Annotated in this window: 12 protein-coding genes; 8 read left to right on the plus strand and 4 right to left on the minus strand. The window is 37.7% G+C overall.

Going from position 1 to position 14,337, the window contains the following annotated elements; all coding sequences use genetic code 11:
• Window positions 1–31: 31 nt before the first annotated feature.
• The gene (locus tag BUB91_RS06075; RefSeq protein ID WP_073098253.1) at window positions 32–610 is read right to left on the minus strand and encodes a pseudouridine synthase; all 579 of its coding nucleotides are present in this window, start codon (window positions 608–610) and stop codon (window positions 32–34) included.
• A 133-nt stretch (window positions 611–743) separates the two neighbouring features.
• Between BUB91_RS06075 and BUB91_RS06080 the strand changes: the two genes are divergently transcribed.
• The 4 genes from BUB91_RS06080 to BUB91_RS06095 all read left to right on the plus strand — a co-directional run bounded on the left by BUB91_RS06080 (window position 744) and on the right by BUB91_RS06095 (window position 4,428).
• Entirely contained in the window at window positions 744–1,787 is a 1,044-nt protein-coding gene (locus BUB91_RS06080) for an MBL fold metallo-hydrolase (RefSeq protein ID WP_073098255.1), read from the plus strand.
• A gap of 128 nt (window positions 1,788–1,915) precedes the next feature.
• Window positions 1,916–2,365 carry a KTSC domain-containing protein gene (locus BUB91_RS06085; RefSeq protein ID WP_073098257.1) on the plus strand — a complete coding sequence of 150 codons (450 nt, stop codon included), beginning with the start codon at window positions 1,916–1,918 and terminating at the stop codon, window positions 2,363–2,365.
• Window positions 2,366–2,383: 18 nt separating this feature from the next.
• Complete coding sequence (locus BUB91_RS06090) at window positions 2,384–3,235, plus strand: DMT family transporter (protein WP_073098259.1); 852 nt, start codon at window positions 2,384–2,386, stop codon at window positions 3,233–3,235.
• Window positions 3,236–3,378: 143 nt separating this feature from the next.
• Window positions 3,379–4,428, plus strand: coding sequence for an NAD(P)-dependent alcohol dehydrogenase (locus BUB91_RS06095; RefSeq protein ID WP_073098261.1), 1,050 nt, complete (start codon window positions 3,379–3,381; stop codon window positions 4,426–4,428).
• Between the two features lie 100 nt (window positions 4,429–4,528).
• On the opposite strand, the gene BUB91_RS06100 is transcribed toward BUB91_RS06095, so the two are convergent.
• Both BUB91_RS06100 and treS read right to left on the minus strand, forming a co-directional pair.
• Window positions 4,529–6,391 carry a mechanosensitive ion channel family protein gene (locus BUB91_RS06100; protein WP_073098262.1) on the minus strand — a complete coding sequence of 621 codons (1,863 nt, stop codon included), beginning with the start codon at window positions 6,389–6,391 and terminating at the stop codon, window positions 4,529–4,531.
• Window positions 6,392–6,637: 246 nt separating this feature from the next.
• Window positions 6,638–9,952: a maltose alpha-D-glucosyltransferase gene (treS, locus tag BUB91_RS06105; RefSeq protein WP_073098264.1), complete on the minus strand. Its 3,315-nt coding sequence runs from the start codon at window positions 9,950–9,952 to the stop codon at window positions 6,638–6,640.
• 689 nt (window positions 9,953–10,641) lie between these two features.
• Between treS and BUB91_RS06110 the strand changes: the two genes are divergently transcribed.
• From BUB91_RS06110 to BUB91_RS06125, 4 genes are all read left to right on the plus strand, one after another.
• Entirely contained in the window at window positions 10,642–10,836 is a 195-nt protein-coding gene (locus BUB91_RS06110) for a cold-shock protein (RefSeq protein ID WP_073098306.1), read from the plus strand.
• A 114-nt stretch (window positions 10,837–10,950) separates the two neighbouring features.
• Entirely contained in the window at window positions 10,951–12,501 is a 1,551-nt protein-coding gene (locus tag BUB91_RS06115; RefSeq protein ID WP_073098266.1) for an SDR family NAD(P)-dependent oxidoreductase, read from the plus strand.
• Window position 12,502: 1 nt separating this feature from the next.
• A complete protein-coding gene (locus tag BUB91_RS06120) occupies window positions 12,503–12,718 on the plus strand; it encodes a VF530 family protein (RefSeq protein ID WP_073098268.1) in 216 nt (71 codons plus the stop codon).
• Window positions 12,719–12,817: 99 nt separating this feature from the next.
• Window positions 12,818–13,387, plus strand: coding sequence for a Crp/Fnr family transcriptional regulator (locus BUB91_RS06125; RefSeq protein ID WP_073098270.1), 570 nt, complete (start codon window positions 12,818–12,820; stop codon window positions 13,385–13,387).
• Window positions 13,388–13,711: 324 nt separating this feature from the next.
• On the opposite strand, the gene BUB91_RS06130 is transcribed toward BUB91_RS06125, so the two are convergent.
• A partial coding sequence (locus BUB91_RS06130) for a transposase (protein ID WP_139250530.1) occupies window positions 13,712–14,337 on the minus strand: 626 nt, incomplete at its 5' end.

The raw sequence follows: 14,337 nt of genomic DNA on the forward strand, positions 1-14,337 counted from the left end.
AGAAAAAAGAAGCTTAAGTCTTTCGCCAGATTCAAACCTCCCCATCCCACTCTAAAACCTCACCGGGCTGCAGTTCATGCAGTTTTAAATTTCCGATACGAACGCGAACCAGTCGCAGGGTAGGACAGCCAATAGCCGAAGTCATTTTACGCACTTGTCTAAATTTACCTTCTTGTATCGTGATGCTCAACCAGGTTATGGGACCGTGGCGCGCATCACGAATCTTTTTACCGCGATTGGGCAGCAAGGGCGATTCTTGCAAAATTTTGACAACGCAAGGTTTTGTTGTGTATTTCTCACCTTCGAGACCTATTGCAATACCTTGCATCAGTTGCATCAGTTGCTCTTGAGTTGGAATGCCATCAACAAGTGCGTAATATTCTTTTTCAACTCCGCTGCGGTTGATGTAATCGCTCAATTTACCATCTGTGGTCATCAGCAATAAACCTTCAGATTTCTCATCCAGGCGACCTATAGGCATCATCCCTTCCGGCCAATCATGCAGTTCGGCTAAAAATTTTTTCTTCCGCCTCTGACGCAAATCATTACTGCCCAACTGGCTGATAAACCCATAGGGTTTAAAGACTAAAAAATGTTTATGTTCTGTCAATTTTAGATTTGTTTTTCCGCTTTGCGAAAGTACTAAATATGCTACCTAAACTAACAAAACACTTCTTTTCTGTAAGTAGTTCGTCGTCGCGTCGTCTTACCTGCCATTAGATACTCTTCTTTAGCTTTTTACTATGTTTAAACAATTTGGTGGTAAACTCACTCCCGAACTTATAAAACGTTACGAGCAATCGCCTAATTGGTACGACGGTTGTTTTCAAAACCTCGAAGAAACTACGATGGACATTAGTGCTTCTGAAATGCCGGGTATGCTCTACAAGATGTTTTTTGGTAAAGGAAATGTTACACCTGAAAAAAACCTGCCTGTTGAAGCATTTGATAAAGCTACTTTTTTAGCACCTGACGATTCATTAAAATACATTTGGTATGGTCACGGTGTTTATTTAGTAAGATTGGCGGGTAAAACTATTTTAATTGACCCGATGTTGGGGCAAGATTCTGCACCCATTGCGCCAACTAAAACGCGTCGTTTTTCAAAAAACACCTTAGATCTTATTCAAGATTTTCCTGAGATAGATTTACTGCTTTTAACTCACGATCACTACGATCATCTGGATTATGCGAGTATGAAAAAGCTTTTTCCTAAGATTAAAAACTATTTCGTAGCCTTAGGTTCCGGCAGGCACTTAGAATCTTGGGGTGTATCTGCTTCTAAAATCACTGAGTTTGATTGGTGGGACACACATACTTTTGAAGGAATAGAATTGACCTTTACACCAAGCCGGCATTTTTCCGGTCGAGGGCTTCGCGATCGCGCAAAATCCTTATGGGGTGGCTGGGTTTTAAAATCCGAAGCTGTCTCGCTGTATCATACCGGTGACGGTGGATACGGTGCGCATTTTAAAGAAGTAGGTGCAAAGTTGGGGCCGTTTGATTTTGGGTTTGTAGAATGCGGACAATACAATGAGCGCTGGCACAGCATACATATGTTTCCCGAAGAAGCTGTAACTGCCGCTCAAGATGCAGGAATCAATAGAGCTACACCCTATCATTGGGGTGGTTTTAAGCTTGCTTTTCATCCGTGGAAAGAACCGGCAGAGCGTTTTATAAAAGCGGCCTCAGCACAAAAATTAAACTATACCTTACCCAGATTAGGTCAACTCATGCATCTTGATCAAGCTGCTCAAATCGAGAATTGGTGGGAAGCATTCAAATAGATTCAGCTAAAAATTAATGTTTTAGCCTTTTTTCATAAGAAAACTACATTCTTTATAAAAGTCCGTGCCGCTTGTGTAATTGGTGCAAAGAAATAGTCTAGCTTTGCGCCTTCTTAAAAAAGAAGGTTATGAAACGTATTACCGCTTACCGCAAGTTATTCAACACAGATAAAGATGCTGATTTGAAACAACTTAAATCTGCTTACAGAAATCTGGTTAAAGAATGGCATCCTGATAAATTTCAGGAAGGTGATGCGCGTAAAGAAGAAGCCGAACTGAAAAGTCGTGAGATTATAGATGCTTACCATTTTCTGGTAAGTATCGCTCCTGAAACTAAAGAAGCTACTTTAGAAACCTATATGGAAACCATCACCAATTCTGGTATTTCAGATTATCAGCATAAAGGTTTGTTATTAGAAATAACCTTTACAGACGGAAGTACTTATGAATACTTTGGCGTGCAAAAACCAATGTTTTTAAAATTTCACAATGCCGGGAATCAAGTACGTTTCGCAAAGCGAAATATCTACAATTCTTTCTTATACCGAAAGTCAAAACGCTTGTTGCAGGAAGCTTAATTTGTAAATTAGCGGCTGATGACTAAGAAAGCCATTTACGCCATTATAATTGCTGCCTTAATTGCGGGCTCAAACGGTATTCTTATTAAAGCGATGCCGAGTTTGACAACCGGTGCTATTGGTTGGTTTAGAGCCGGAGTTCCGGTTTTATTCTTATTACCGGGCTTGATAAAGGCTAATGAGTTACGGGTTAAAGGCAATACTAAAATGCTGGTGCTGGCCTCTGTCATCAATGCGGTTCGCACCTATTTTTTCTTGTTGGCTTTTGTGTATACCTCGGTGGGAAATGCGGTTGTACTGTTTTATGTGTATCCGCTTTTTATTACCATCATTGAGACACTAATCTACAAAACGCCCATCAAACGCAATCAGATTTTACTGATGCTTTTAGCCTTTACAGGGATTGCGGTTACCTATGCTGATAAAGAATTCAGTTTTGAATCCAGAGATTTTATCGGCATGCTCGCAGCTGTTTTGGCTGCATTGGGTTATGCTTTTTTTGTTTGTATTTTTAAAAGACAAACCCAAGATTGCAATCGCAACCAGTTGTTATTTTATCAGAATATCGCCGGAGCCGTGTTATTTTTACCTTTTCTATTTGGTGTGCAAGATGTTGAATGGACTCACGTAGGTGTCGGTGTTTTTTACGGTTTACTTATAGGTATCGTGCAATTTGGTTTGTTTTTCTTCGGTTTAAAACAATTGAATGCTACCACTGCAGCTTCTTTGATGTATCTCGAAGTTTTAAGTGCGGTAATGCTAAGCTTTCTTATTCTTAATGAACAACTCAGTTGGAATACTTATCTGGGCGGAGGTCTTATTTTAATCAGTAGTTTCTTTATTTCGCGTCTCAACCGTAAAGCCTCTTAGACCTCTTAGACCTCTTAAGCACTATAATTACTGAAAATCTTAACCTAGGTTAGGCAACTGCGTTAAACTTTATTTAAATCACTTCTGAGCATTTGTGAACTGCTAATCATAGCCGTATTTTGAATCAAATCAAAAATTAAGTTATGAGCGAAGTAAAAGCATATGGAGCTGCTGATTCTAAAGCAGACCTTAAAGAAATAAAAATTGAACGCAGAGCTATAAAACCTAGAGATGTAAAAATTAAGATCACCTATTGCGGGGTATGTCACAGTGATATTCATACCGTGCGTAATGATTGGGGCGGATCTAAATATCCTGTTGTTCCCGGTCATGAGATCATTGGTAAAGTTTTAGAAATAGGTAACGAAGTAGAGAATGTTAAAGTAGGTGATACAGTGGGAGTAGGCTGCATGGTAGATTCTTGTCGGGAGTGTGAGCCATGTAAAAACGACTTAGAGCAGTTTTGTGAAAAAGGAATGGTAGGAACCTATAATGGTAAGGACAAGCATTTAGGTGGTCATACTTACGGAGGTTATTCAGAAGAAGTTGTGGTTGATAATTATTATGTTCTTCGCGTACCAAAGAATTTAGATGAAAACGCCGTTGCTCCTTTATTATGTGCCGGTATTACTACATTCTCACCTTTAAATCATTGGAAAGTAAGTAAAGGTGATAAAGTAGGTGTTATCGGTCTTGGTGGTTTAGGGCATATGGGAATTAAATTTGCACACGCAATGGGAGCTCATGTTGTCATGATTACAACAAGTCCTGGTAAAGCTGAAGATGCAAAACGATTAGGAGCAGATGAAGTGCTGATTTCTAAAGATGCTGATGCAATGAAGAAGCACGCGAACTCTTTTGATTTTCTATTGAATACAGTGCCGGTAGGTCATGATATAAACCCGTATATCAGCTTATTGAAGATTGATGCAACGATGTGTATGGTAGGTGCTGTTGAGCCGCTTGAAGCTGTTCACGGTGGAAGCTTAATTATGGGACGTAAAAATGTTGCAGGATCATTAATTGGTGGTATCAAAGAAACTCAGGAAATGCTGGATTTCTGTGGAGAACACAATATCGTAAGTGATATTGAGATGATTGATATGAATACGATTAACGAAGCGTACGAGCGCGTTGTAAATGGTGATGTAAAATACCGTTTTGTGATTGATATGGAATCCTTACGAAACTAATCAATATGTCATAAACATTGAAAAATCCGTCTGAGTAATCAGTCGGATTTTTTTATTAATCCCTGTTTTAGTTCTCTAAATATAAAGTCTTATGTTTTTATTATTGCTTTGACTTCACATTAAAACTAGGTGCTTCATAATCTTTAGGAAGATAATCAGAAGGAATGGTGCTTTGATTACCATCACGAGCTGCACGGTAATGCGGGGATAGAATTTCGATACCATTTTCATTACACACATCTTGAATATTCTGATGCAATTGCGAGTAAATAGCAGCTTGCTTATTGGCCTCACGGATGTATGCGTTAATCTGATAAGCCACGTAAAAATCTTCTAAGCTAGTTTGTAATACAAAAGGCTGTGGATCTTTTAAAACTAAATCTGTACGCAAAGCGGCGTCTATAAGTACCTGATGCATATCTTTCCACGGGATGTCATATCCAATAGTCACTGTGGTATGTATGATGAGTCCTTTTTCTGGTGCATCACTGCTATAATTGATGGTATGACTGCTCATCACGGTAGAATTTGGGATGGATATAATTTCATTTTTCGGGGTGCGTACACGAGTAACTAAAGATGATTTTTCAATTACATCACCTACGATCTCACCAATTTTAACCCGATCACCAATTTTAAACAAGCGCATATACGTGAGTACCAGACCGGCAATAACGTTAGATAAGGAACCGGCAGAGCCGAAGGTAAATAAGAACCCTAAAAACACTGAAATTCCCTGAAATACCGGAGATTCGCTTCCCGGTAAATACGGAAAAATCACAACAAAAGCAAAAGCGATAACCAGCACCCGAGCTAATTGATAGGTAGGATTTGCCCAGTCTGGATAAAAACCATTAAAGCTAAGACGTTCTTCTGCAACCTCTACTTTCAAAAAGTGCAACCCTTTTAAAACCAGCCTAAATACGATGATGATAACCACAATCGCAAAGATGTTTGGCAGGTAATTCCAGAAGGCTAGAAAAATACTTTTTATCGGGTTTATGATATAACCAAACAAGGTGTTTGCAAAAGATTCAGTTTGCGGGAAGAAACCAAAAACAATAGGTAATGCGACATAGATCGCAAACAAAACGGTAACCCATTTTACAATTCGATTAATGAGAAGCAAAACATGCACCTGTCGCTCCGTATCTAATAATGTGTAATTTTTAAGAGTTAGAGCTTTTAGACGCTTATGCTTTTGACGTTGAATTTTTAGTGCGGTCCATCTAAATAGACGCAAAACGTATTTAATGATCAAGCCGATAATGATCAAAACTAAGAGCGCCAGCCCAATGCTTTTCAATAAATTTAAAAGACTATTTTCTTCTTTATAGTTTAAAACTTCAGTACCGATTATTTTTTTATAGTCAGTAGCGAGTTCAAACGGTGTAGTTTCAAACCATAGCGCATCAACATCGGTAACGCTAATAATAGTTTGTGAATTATAAATAACATCTACAGTCGCTTCATTCTCAGTAATCTTTAAGGAGTTTGCCTTAAAAGTAAGTTCCTCTGGTAGTTTTTTAATTCGTTGAGAGATGGCATTCGCGCGGTCTTGTGCAGAAAAACTTGCAATACGATTGTAAATCAGGAATAAGGTATCTTCGTGAAAACCGATGACCGGATAGCCTTTTGTGGTTTCTTTTAAAGAAGCTATTTGTTGTTTTTTAGTTTCCCGAAGTAATGAATCTTTAGCTCTAAACTGAAGCAATTGTGCTTCAAGCTCGCTTCGGTCTTTATTAGAAGACCCCAGCGCATCAATGCGTTGCTCTAAATCTGCTCTACGTATAGAATCAGCAAAACGTTGTTTTTCGAGATTGGCGAGTTTCTTTACAAAATCATCTCCTGTAGTTTGTGTTGCAACACTATCTAGAACAATCGCCGTAGAATCGTTCTGTGCAAGGGCAAAACCAAAGTTGAGAAAGAATAAGAGAATACCTAATTGCTTAACCGATACCATTAAAAACATCTTTAATTAAGCCCGAAAAATAATTAATTCTAGTTTACCAGTCTTGTTTTTCTATTGAAATTGGAAAAACTAAAAGAGCTTATACACTTTTATGCGAACCGTCACAAGACGGTAAACGCTTATTTTTTAGGCAGGTGCAATCATGAATTCTTTGGCCGCTAAATATTCTTGGGATATATTTTTGTATCCGGGAGATTCTTGAGCATAAAACGGTTCTACGGCTACATCCATACAAAGCTATTCTTTTAAACTTCCATCTAAAACAGCTTTTATTCCGCGGAGCGCAATCAACGCAAAAATAGGTCTGTGATTGAGTTCGTAGTTGAGTTCAACAACTGCTTTTTCTAATAAAAAGGTTTCTAAAAGTACCGTATAATCTCGTTCATTATCAGGTATCAAACCAGAGTCTGCAAGAGACTTTTTGTAGCCATTCAAATAAAAACGAGAAATATAATAATACCAGGCTTCTGCCCAATCTTCTAAGTGCGACTCGCGGTATTCTTCTGCATAATTTTGTTGCATTAACGGACTGTAAGCTGCGTAGTGAAAAGAGCGAATCATCGAAGCGACATCCCGCAATCCCGAACGCAAAATACGACGCTCACTAAACGGTCGAGACGGTTCGCCTTCAAAATTAATAATGACAAAGTCTTTCCCAGTCCACAAGAGTTGACCCAATTGAAAATTACCGTGTGTGCGTATTTTTACAGTGTCTATTTTGTGTTTAAATACGCGTTTAAAGCACGCTAAAACTTCGCTTTTTCGGTTTAAAATCTCTTCTGCTTCTTCTTGAATGGTATGCGGAAGACTCGGTATAGACTTTCTTAGGTTTTCAAAAGCTTCACGGGTTACACTTTGCAGCGAAGAATACAACGAACGCTGATAATGCAAGGAGAATGCCTCATGTTCAAAACCGCTAAGTTCTTTATGACTGGCAAGCGCCTGATGCATTTCTGCACTCCGCTGTCCCAATAAACTTATCCGTTCTGGAAATAAACTATCAATGAGGTCCTGTTCTTGTTCCTCAAGATTTTCAAAAAGCAAAGGCTGTAAACGCTCGGTAAGATCATAGCTTGGATCGTGCTCCTGAGCTTGTGTCTGCACACGCTCCATATAGCGATGCGCAGCATCTTTTGCATTAACCCAGCCAGTACCCACATTAGTCACGAGATCTTGCATCATACCGAGCACCGCTTCATTGCGCTTTTGAGTATGATAAACCAGCTTACCCATATAATCAGGCGTATTGGCAAATTTTACCGTTTCGGTTAAGTACTGCGCCAGTTCTGCATCAGGATTGATAGTATTGTCTAGACGACGGTAGAGTTTTAAGAAATACCGGTGATCATAAATAATGGATGTGTTACTCTGTTTAGATTCAATTATTCTGGAACTGACATCTTTAATTTCAGCATCTGGTGTCAAATTCCCTTTAATGAAAACCAGCTTTTCTTTAGCAAAATTCAGTGTTTTTCCGTCTTGTAAACCATAAAACAGCTGTGCTCTAAAAGGTTCAACATAAACAGAATCTACCAGTAAACCGGAACCATTTTTCAGTGTTATTTCAGCTAAAATTCCTTTCTGCGGAACAGCTTCTACCAGACTTTCTTGTGTGAGCGAAAGATAGGTGAGGGGTAATTGGTAAATTTCGGGTAAACCTTCGTTGAAATTAACTTCAACAATAAGATTCTTGACCAATACCGTATCATCTGAAAGATCAAGCATATTGGTTATATGCATAGATTGAATGATTCTGCTAGAATCCCCAAACCAGTATTTGCTTTTAAAGTAAGACGGTAAAATTTTTCGTTCGAGAACCTTACTATTTTTTGCATCAAATAGCGTATCCCAATGGGTTGTATTGAGTTTTGGTAACGGACCGTCTTGAGTTTCACTTTCACGTTGGGTTAACGAAAACCAGTAATAGCCATGTGGAGCTAATGTAAATAAATAGGGTCTGTTTGTAATTCTAGGGAATTTATTATGACTGAAAACTTCAACAGGAATGTAATCTATATAGTCCTCCAATTCGAGTTCTACTGCCTGAGAAAAACGGGATAAATTGGCTAAGACCAAAATAGTTTCATCTTCATAGGTTCGTGTAAACGCTAATATTTTAGCATTAGAGGGCGATAAAAAGTTGATGTCTCCACGCCCAAAAGCTTTAAAGCTTTTACGCATATGCATCACACGCTTCATCCACCACAACAACGAAGAAGAGTTCATTTGCTGTGCTTCAACATTCACCGATTCAGAACGATACTGCGGATCTATTATAGTAGGTAAATATAACTTCTGTGGATTTGCCATCGAGAAACCGGCATTTCGATCGGCTGTCCATTGCATAGGTGTTCGTACTCCATCTCGGTCACCCAGATAAAAATTGTCGCCCATACCTATCTCATCACCGTAATACAATACAGGTGTTCCCGGAAGTGAGAACAATAAAACATTCATCAGTTCTATCTTATTCCGGTTGTTATCGAGTAAAGGAGCCAGACGGCGTCTGATACCTACATTAATTTTTGCCTTAGGATCCTGTGAATACACTTTATACATATAGTCACGTTCCTCATCTGTTACCATCTCTAGAGTAAGTTCGTCGTGATTTCTCAAGAAAATTGCCCACTGGCAAGAGTCTGGTATAGTAGGAGTCTGATCTATAATATCTATAATTGGGTAACGATCTTCCATCTTAACCGCCATGAACATACGTGGCATAATAGGAAAATGGTAGTTCATATGACACTCGTCACCATCACCAAAGTATGCTGCAGAATCTTCGGGCCACATATTGGCTTCTGCTAATAAAAGCTTGTTATCGTGATTCGCATCAATGTGCGCTCTTAATTTTTTTAGAAAAACATGAGTTTCAGGTAAATTCTCACAATTGGTACCGTCTCTTTCAAAAAGATAAGGCACGGCATCCAGTCTAAAACCATCAACACCCAGTTCACACCAATAATCCATAATGTCAAAAACCTCTTGTTGTACATCAGGATTGTCAAAATTTAAATCAGGCTGATGTGAGAAAAATCGATGCCAATAATAGGCATTGGCTTCAGCATCCCAAGTCCAATTAGAAGGTTCTGTATCTGTAAAAATAATACGGGCATCTTTATATTTATCAATATTATCGGTCCATACATAATAGTCTCGATATTTAGAACCTTCAGGAGCTTTACGTGCTCGCTGAAACCACTCATGCTGATCTGAAGTATGATTAATCACCAACTCTGTGATTACTTTTAAACCGCGCTTGTGCGCCTCTTCAACCAAGCGTTTAAAATCTTCAATCTCTCCATAAGATGGGTTGATGCTGTAATAATCTGCAATATCATAACCATCATCTCTTAAAGGAGAAGGGTAGAAAGGAAGCAACCAAATCGCGGTAACCCCCAGATCTTCCAAATAATCAAGTTTTTGAAGCAGACCTTCAAAATCTCCAATACCATCACTATTGCTATCAAAAAAAGCTTTGATGTGTAACTCGTAAATAATTGCGTCTTTATACCAGTTTTTTTGATCGTCAACAAATGAAGTGATTGCCATAGATGGGTTTTATGCGTTGGTTTTGGTTAAGTGAATGTGTTTCCGCGACAAACGGAATTGTTAAAGTTAAAGAAGAATCCTCAAACCCTCCGTTAAATATAGATTAAAGCTAACCGAATAATTTTAGCGCCTTTTAATTTATTCAATATAATAGTATTCAATTCCAAGGAATTTGATACGGGATCAAGACCAGTATACAAGGCATTTTTGAGAAATCATTTGTAATTTATAAAAGCTTTTTGAAGTAGTTGTAGTCTATTAAGAAAACAGCTAACTAAACTTGCTGAAAATCAAAAAAATAAAATATATACAAGATAAATCAAAATTTAGTTGCGGTGTCATTTATTTAAGTTACATTTGTATCGTTAAATTATTTAGACAATGCCTAAGAACCACTGCTCGTAAATTTTTTAATAGCAATAGTGCAGTACATTTTAATAAGACAATAGCTCTCTCGAGGCAAGTTTCAGTTTAGATAAATGGTGAATGTTCTAATTCACTTATACGTTTCAAATACTACTTCTTCATTAGTTCTACTTCCATAAGAACCTTTTAAATACCCTGTAATTGTTGAATCATAAAAATTGGTTCAAAAAAATTTAAAGTCTCGACAATCGAGTCCTAAAATTGAAAACATGAATGCAATACAACGTTTTGTAAATAAATTAATTAATAATAGAGTACAAGTAATGAAAGAAGGAACAGTAAAGTTTTTCAACACAACTAAAGGATTTGGATTTATCAATCCAGAAGATTCAAACGAAGATATTTTTGTTCACGCAAGTGGATTAATCGATGAGATTCGTGAGAACGACCGTGTTGAATTTGAAACTGAAAGAGGAAAAAAAGGAATCAACGCGATTAACGTTCGTGTGATTGACTAATCATAGCTTACCTTTTTAAGCGTAAAAGCCTTCATTATGAAGGCTTTTTTTATGTCTTGGTTTTAAGGAATTACCTATTATTTTTAGATTATTTTTGCCCTTTAATTTTTACAAATGACTCAGCTAGAAGAAGCATTACCGTCTGACATTTCTCCTGAAGATTTACAGACATGCATTCGTGTTTTAGAACAATTAAACACCAATACCAATCTTATTTTTGATCTTGCAAAAGAAGATCGCATCGCAATTTTAAAAGCTTCCGGTCAACTTTCTCGACCCAATAGAGATGAGTTTTCTCGCCGTAAGAAAGATGCAAAAAAAGCACAGAAACGCAAACAGGCTGCAAAAGATCGTGCTGCCCGTAAAGTAACCGGAATTCGAAGTGCGCGTGAAGCAGCTGTTTTTACTGCACCAAAATTACTTGCTGCTGCAGATCTTCAAAATATAGATACTCCAGAATTGCAAACACCTCGCAATTGCTACGTTTGTAAAACTGAATTTACCAAACTGCATCATTTTTACGATACGATGTGTACCGAATGCGGGGATTATAATTATGCTAAACGTTTCCAGAATGCTGATTTAACCGGACAAGTTGCTATCATTACCGGTTCGCGTTTAAAAATTGGCTATCACATTACCTTGATGTTGTTACGTGCAGGAGCAACCGTTGTCGCAACAACCCGTTTTCCTATTGATTCGGCATTGCGTTTTGCTAAAGAAGATGATTATCATATTTGGGCAGATCGCTTAAAAATTCACGGACTTGATCTACGACATATTCCAAGCGTAGAGATCTTTTGTAATTATATAGAACAACACTACGAGCGTTTAGATATTCTCATTAATAATGCTGCGCAAACGGTAAGAAGACCAGCCGGTTTTTACCAACATTTAATGGCAAAAGAAGAAATGCCGATAAGCGAGTTGCCTAAAGTCGCTACAAAATTACTCGACGACCACTTAAATTGTCTTGACGAATTAAAGTCATTGAGCACTACAGCTAGTGGAACTAAAAATATGCCGGTCACATGGCACGGTCCAGAGCCGGGTATAGGGATTAGAGCTTCGGCTAAACTTTCTCAAATACCGTATAGCTTTGACAATTCGCTACAAGCATCAGAAGTATTTCCTGAAGGTAAATTAGATGCTGATCTGCAGCAGGTAGATTTGCGTAAAACGAATAGCTGGCGTTTAAAATTGGGAGAAATCGAAACTACAGAGATGATTGAAGTTCAACTGGTAAATTCTGTTGCGCCTTTTGTACTGTGTAATCGTCTTTCAGAAATAATGAAGAAAGAGCATACCGGTAAAAAACACATCATCAACGTTTCTGCGATGGAAGGTAAGTTCCATAGGTTTTTTAAAGAAGATAGGCATCCGCATACCAATATGGCTAAAGCTGCTCTCAATATGCTTACCCATACCGCAGCAGGAAGTCTTGCTAAGGAAGGTATTTTTATAAATGCTGTAGATACCGGCTGGGTTACAGATGAAGATCCTGTTGAACTGGCAAAACGCAAAGTAGAACAGCATGATTTTCAGCCACCGCTGGATATTGTAGATGGAGCTGCACGTGTTATAGATCCGCTTTTTGACGGTATCAACACCGGAAAACACTGGAGCGGTAAATTTTTAAAAGATTATTTCCCAATAGATTGGTAATATGGAAAAACAACCTAACAACCCTCTACACGGCTTAACCTTAGCTGTTATTCTTCAACGATTAGTAGATCACTATGGCTGGGAAACCTTGTCAGATAAAATAAAGATCAACTGTTTTAAGTCTAATCCTTCTGTAAATTCTAGTTTAAAATTTTTACGCAAGACAGACTGGGCGCGTCAAAAAGTAGAAACACTTTATTTAAAAACTAAGTTTTAGAATCATTTTTTATTTTTTAAATTATTTAAAACTTTTTAAAACTCTTATCGTATATATGTAAGATAACTCTTGTTGTCTCAAATTATTAAACACTACTATATGCTTGATAATTATTTTAATAAGTTAAAGGAGTTTAGTCTGTTTAGTCAGGCTGAAAAGGATAATCTCACCAAATACATAACAATAAAAAAAGTACAAAAGGGAAACTACATTTTAAATTCAGGCGAAGTTTGCAATCATATTTATTTTTTAAATCAAGGCTTTGCAAGACAATATTATTATAAAAATGGTAAAGAAGTTACCGAATGGTTTGCCGGTAAAAATGAGTTTTGTTTTTCAATAGAAAGTTATTTTAAGGATTCACCCAGTAAATTACTCATTGAAACTATTGAAGATTCAGAAGTGATTTACTTACATAAAGAAGGTTTGCTAGGTTTGAGTAAGAGCAATATTGAAATAGGTCAATTAGCCATTAAAATGTTTGCTAAATCTCTGGTTCTTTCGCAGCAACGTATGGAAAGTATTTTGTTTCAAAGTGCAAAAGATCGCTATGTAAATTTATTGGAGAGACAGCCTGAGATTATACAAAAAGTACCTTTGTCATACATCGCTTCTTTCTTAGGAATAACACAGGAAACCCTAAGCAGAATCAGAGCTAAGCTTAATTAAGCTTCGTGCTTTAATCAATAAATAGCTAATAAATAATAGATTAAGGTGATTATTTGATTTTTATCAAATGTTTTAGACGAAAAATCAATCAAATTTGCATCACTGAAAAATTGAAAAAATATTATTAATCAATTGCTACCTCACCCGGCGGATAACTTTAATATTTTTAGGATTAGGTTCCCCTAAAACCTAATTGTTTATTGTGAAGAGGCCGTCTAAAAACATTTAGGCGGTCTTTTTGGTTTCTGGCTACAGCTACTTTTTTTGGTTTTCTGGATTGGGTAGGATTGTTAATCGTTAATCGTTAAAAGGTTTTGGCTGCCTTTAGATGACCAAAGCTAGCTTTTTGAGGTTGTGGGCCATAGCAACCAGCCCTATTTCTACATTTACTTTTTCGATTCCTCTTAACGCAAAGCGTTTAAAGTTCATATTGTGCTTTATATCCCCAAAAATGGCTTCGATATCCCAACACCGTTGTTTACGGTGGGCAATCCCTTCTTTACTGAGCAGTTTTTCTTTAGCTTTGGCCTTTAGCCTGATCAGGTTATGGTTGCGCTCTATGACCCGGTGGTGTTTTGATTTATGGCACAGGCCCCTAAGTGGGCATCCATAGCAGTTGGTTGCCTGATAACGTGTATAGGTCTGTAGGTAGCCGTTTGTGGTTTTCTTTTGGTACTGGCCTATGTTGTGCATCTGCTGACCCATTGGACAATAGTAACAGTCTTGCTCCAGATTGTAATGGAGCTGGTCAGGGTGGAAGGGATCAGGCTCCTTTTTTGCCTGCTTCTGTTCTTTATGGAAGTAATTGTACTTGACAAAGGCCTCTACACCCTCACCTTCCAGATAGGCGTAGTTTTCTTCGCTGCCATAGCCTGGGTCAGCGGTAATAGTATCTGGTGTGTGGCCAAAGCTTTCTTTATATTCTTCCAGATGGTCAATAAGTGTTGTGG

The sequence above is a fragment of the Leeuwenhoekiella marinoflava DSM 3653 genome, assembly GCF_900129005.1.
Classification (GTDB): Bacteria; Bacteroidota; Bacteroidia; order Flavobacteriales; family Flavobacteriaceae; genus Leeuwenhoekiella; species Leeuwenhoekiella marinoflava.

Bases quoted from the DNA above. Each gene is read 5' to 3' on its own strand.
- BUB91_RS06100 (WP_073098262.1), bottom strand. From the start codon at position 6,391: ATGGTATCGGTTAAGCAATTAGGTATTCTCTTATTCTTTCTCAACTTT.
- BUB91_RS06115 (WP_073098266.1), top strand. From the start codon at position 10,951: ATGACTCAGCTAGAAGAAGCATTACCGTCTGACATTTCTCCTGAAGAT.
- BUB91_RS06110 (WP_073098306.1), top strand. From the start codon at position 10,642: ATGAAAGAAGGAACAGTAAAGTTTTTCAACACAACTAAAGGATTTGGA.
- BUB91_RS06085 (WP_073098257.1), top strand. From the start codon at position 1,916: ATGAAACGTATTACCGCTTACCGCAAGTTATTCAACACAGATAAAGAT.
- BUB91_RS06120 (WP_073098268.1), top strand. From the start codon at position 12,503: ATGGAAAAACAACCTAACAACCCTCTACACGGCTTAACCTTAGCTGTT.
- treS (WP_073098264.1), bottom strand. From the start codon at position 9,952: ATGGCAATCACTTCATTTGTTGACGATCAAAAAAACTGGTATAAAGAC.
- BUB91_RS06095 (WP_073098261.1), top strand. From the start codon at position 3,379: ATGAGCGAAGTAAAAGCATATGGAGCTGCTGATTCTAAAGCAGACCTT.
- BUB91_RS06125 (WP_073098270.1), top strand. From the start codon at position 12,818: ATGCTTGATAATTATTTTAATAAGTTAAAGGAGTTTAGTCTGTTTAGT.
- BUB91_RS06080 (WP_073098255.1), top strand. From the start codon at position 744: ATGTTTAAACAATTTGGTGGTAAACTCACTCCCGAACTTATAAAACGT.
- BUB91_RS06090 (WP_073098259.1), top strand. From the start codon at position 2,384: ATGACTAAGAAAGCCATTTACGCCATTATAATTGCTGCCTTAATTGCG.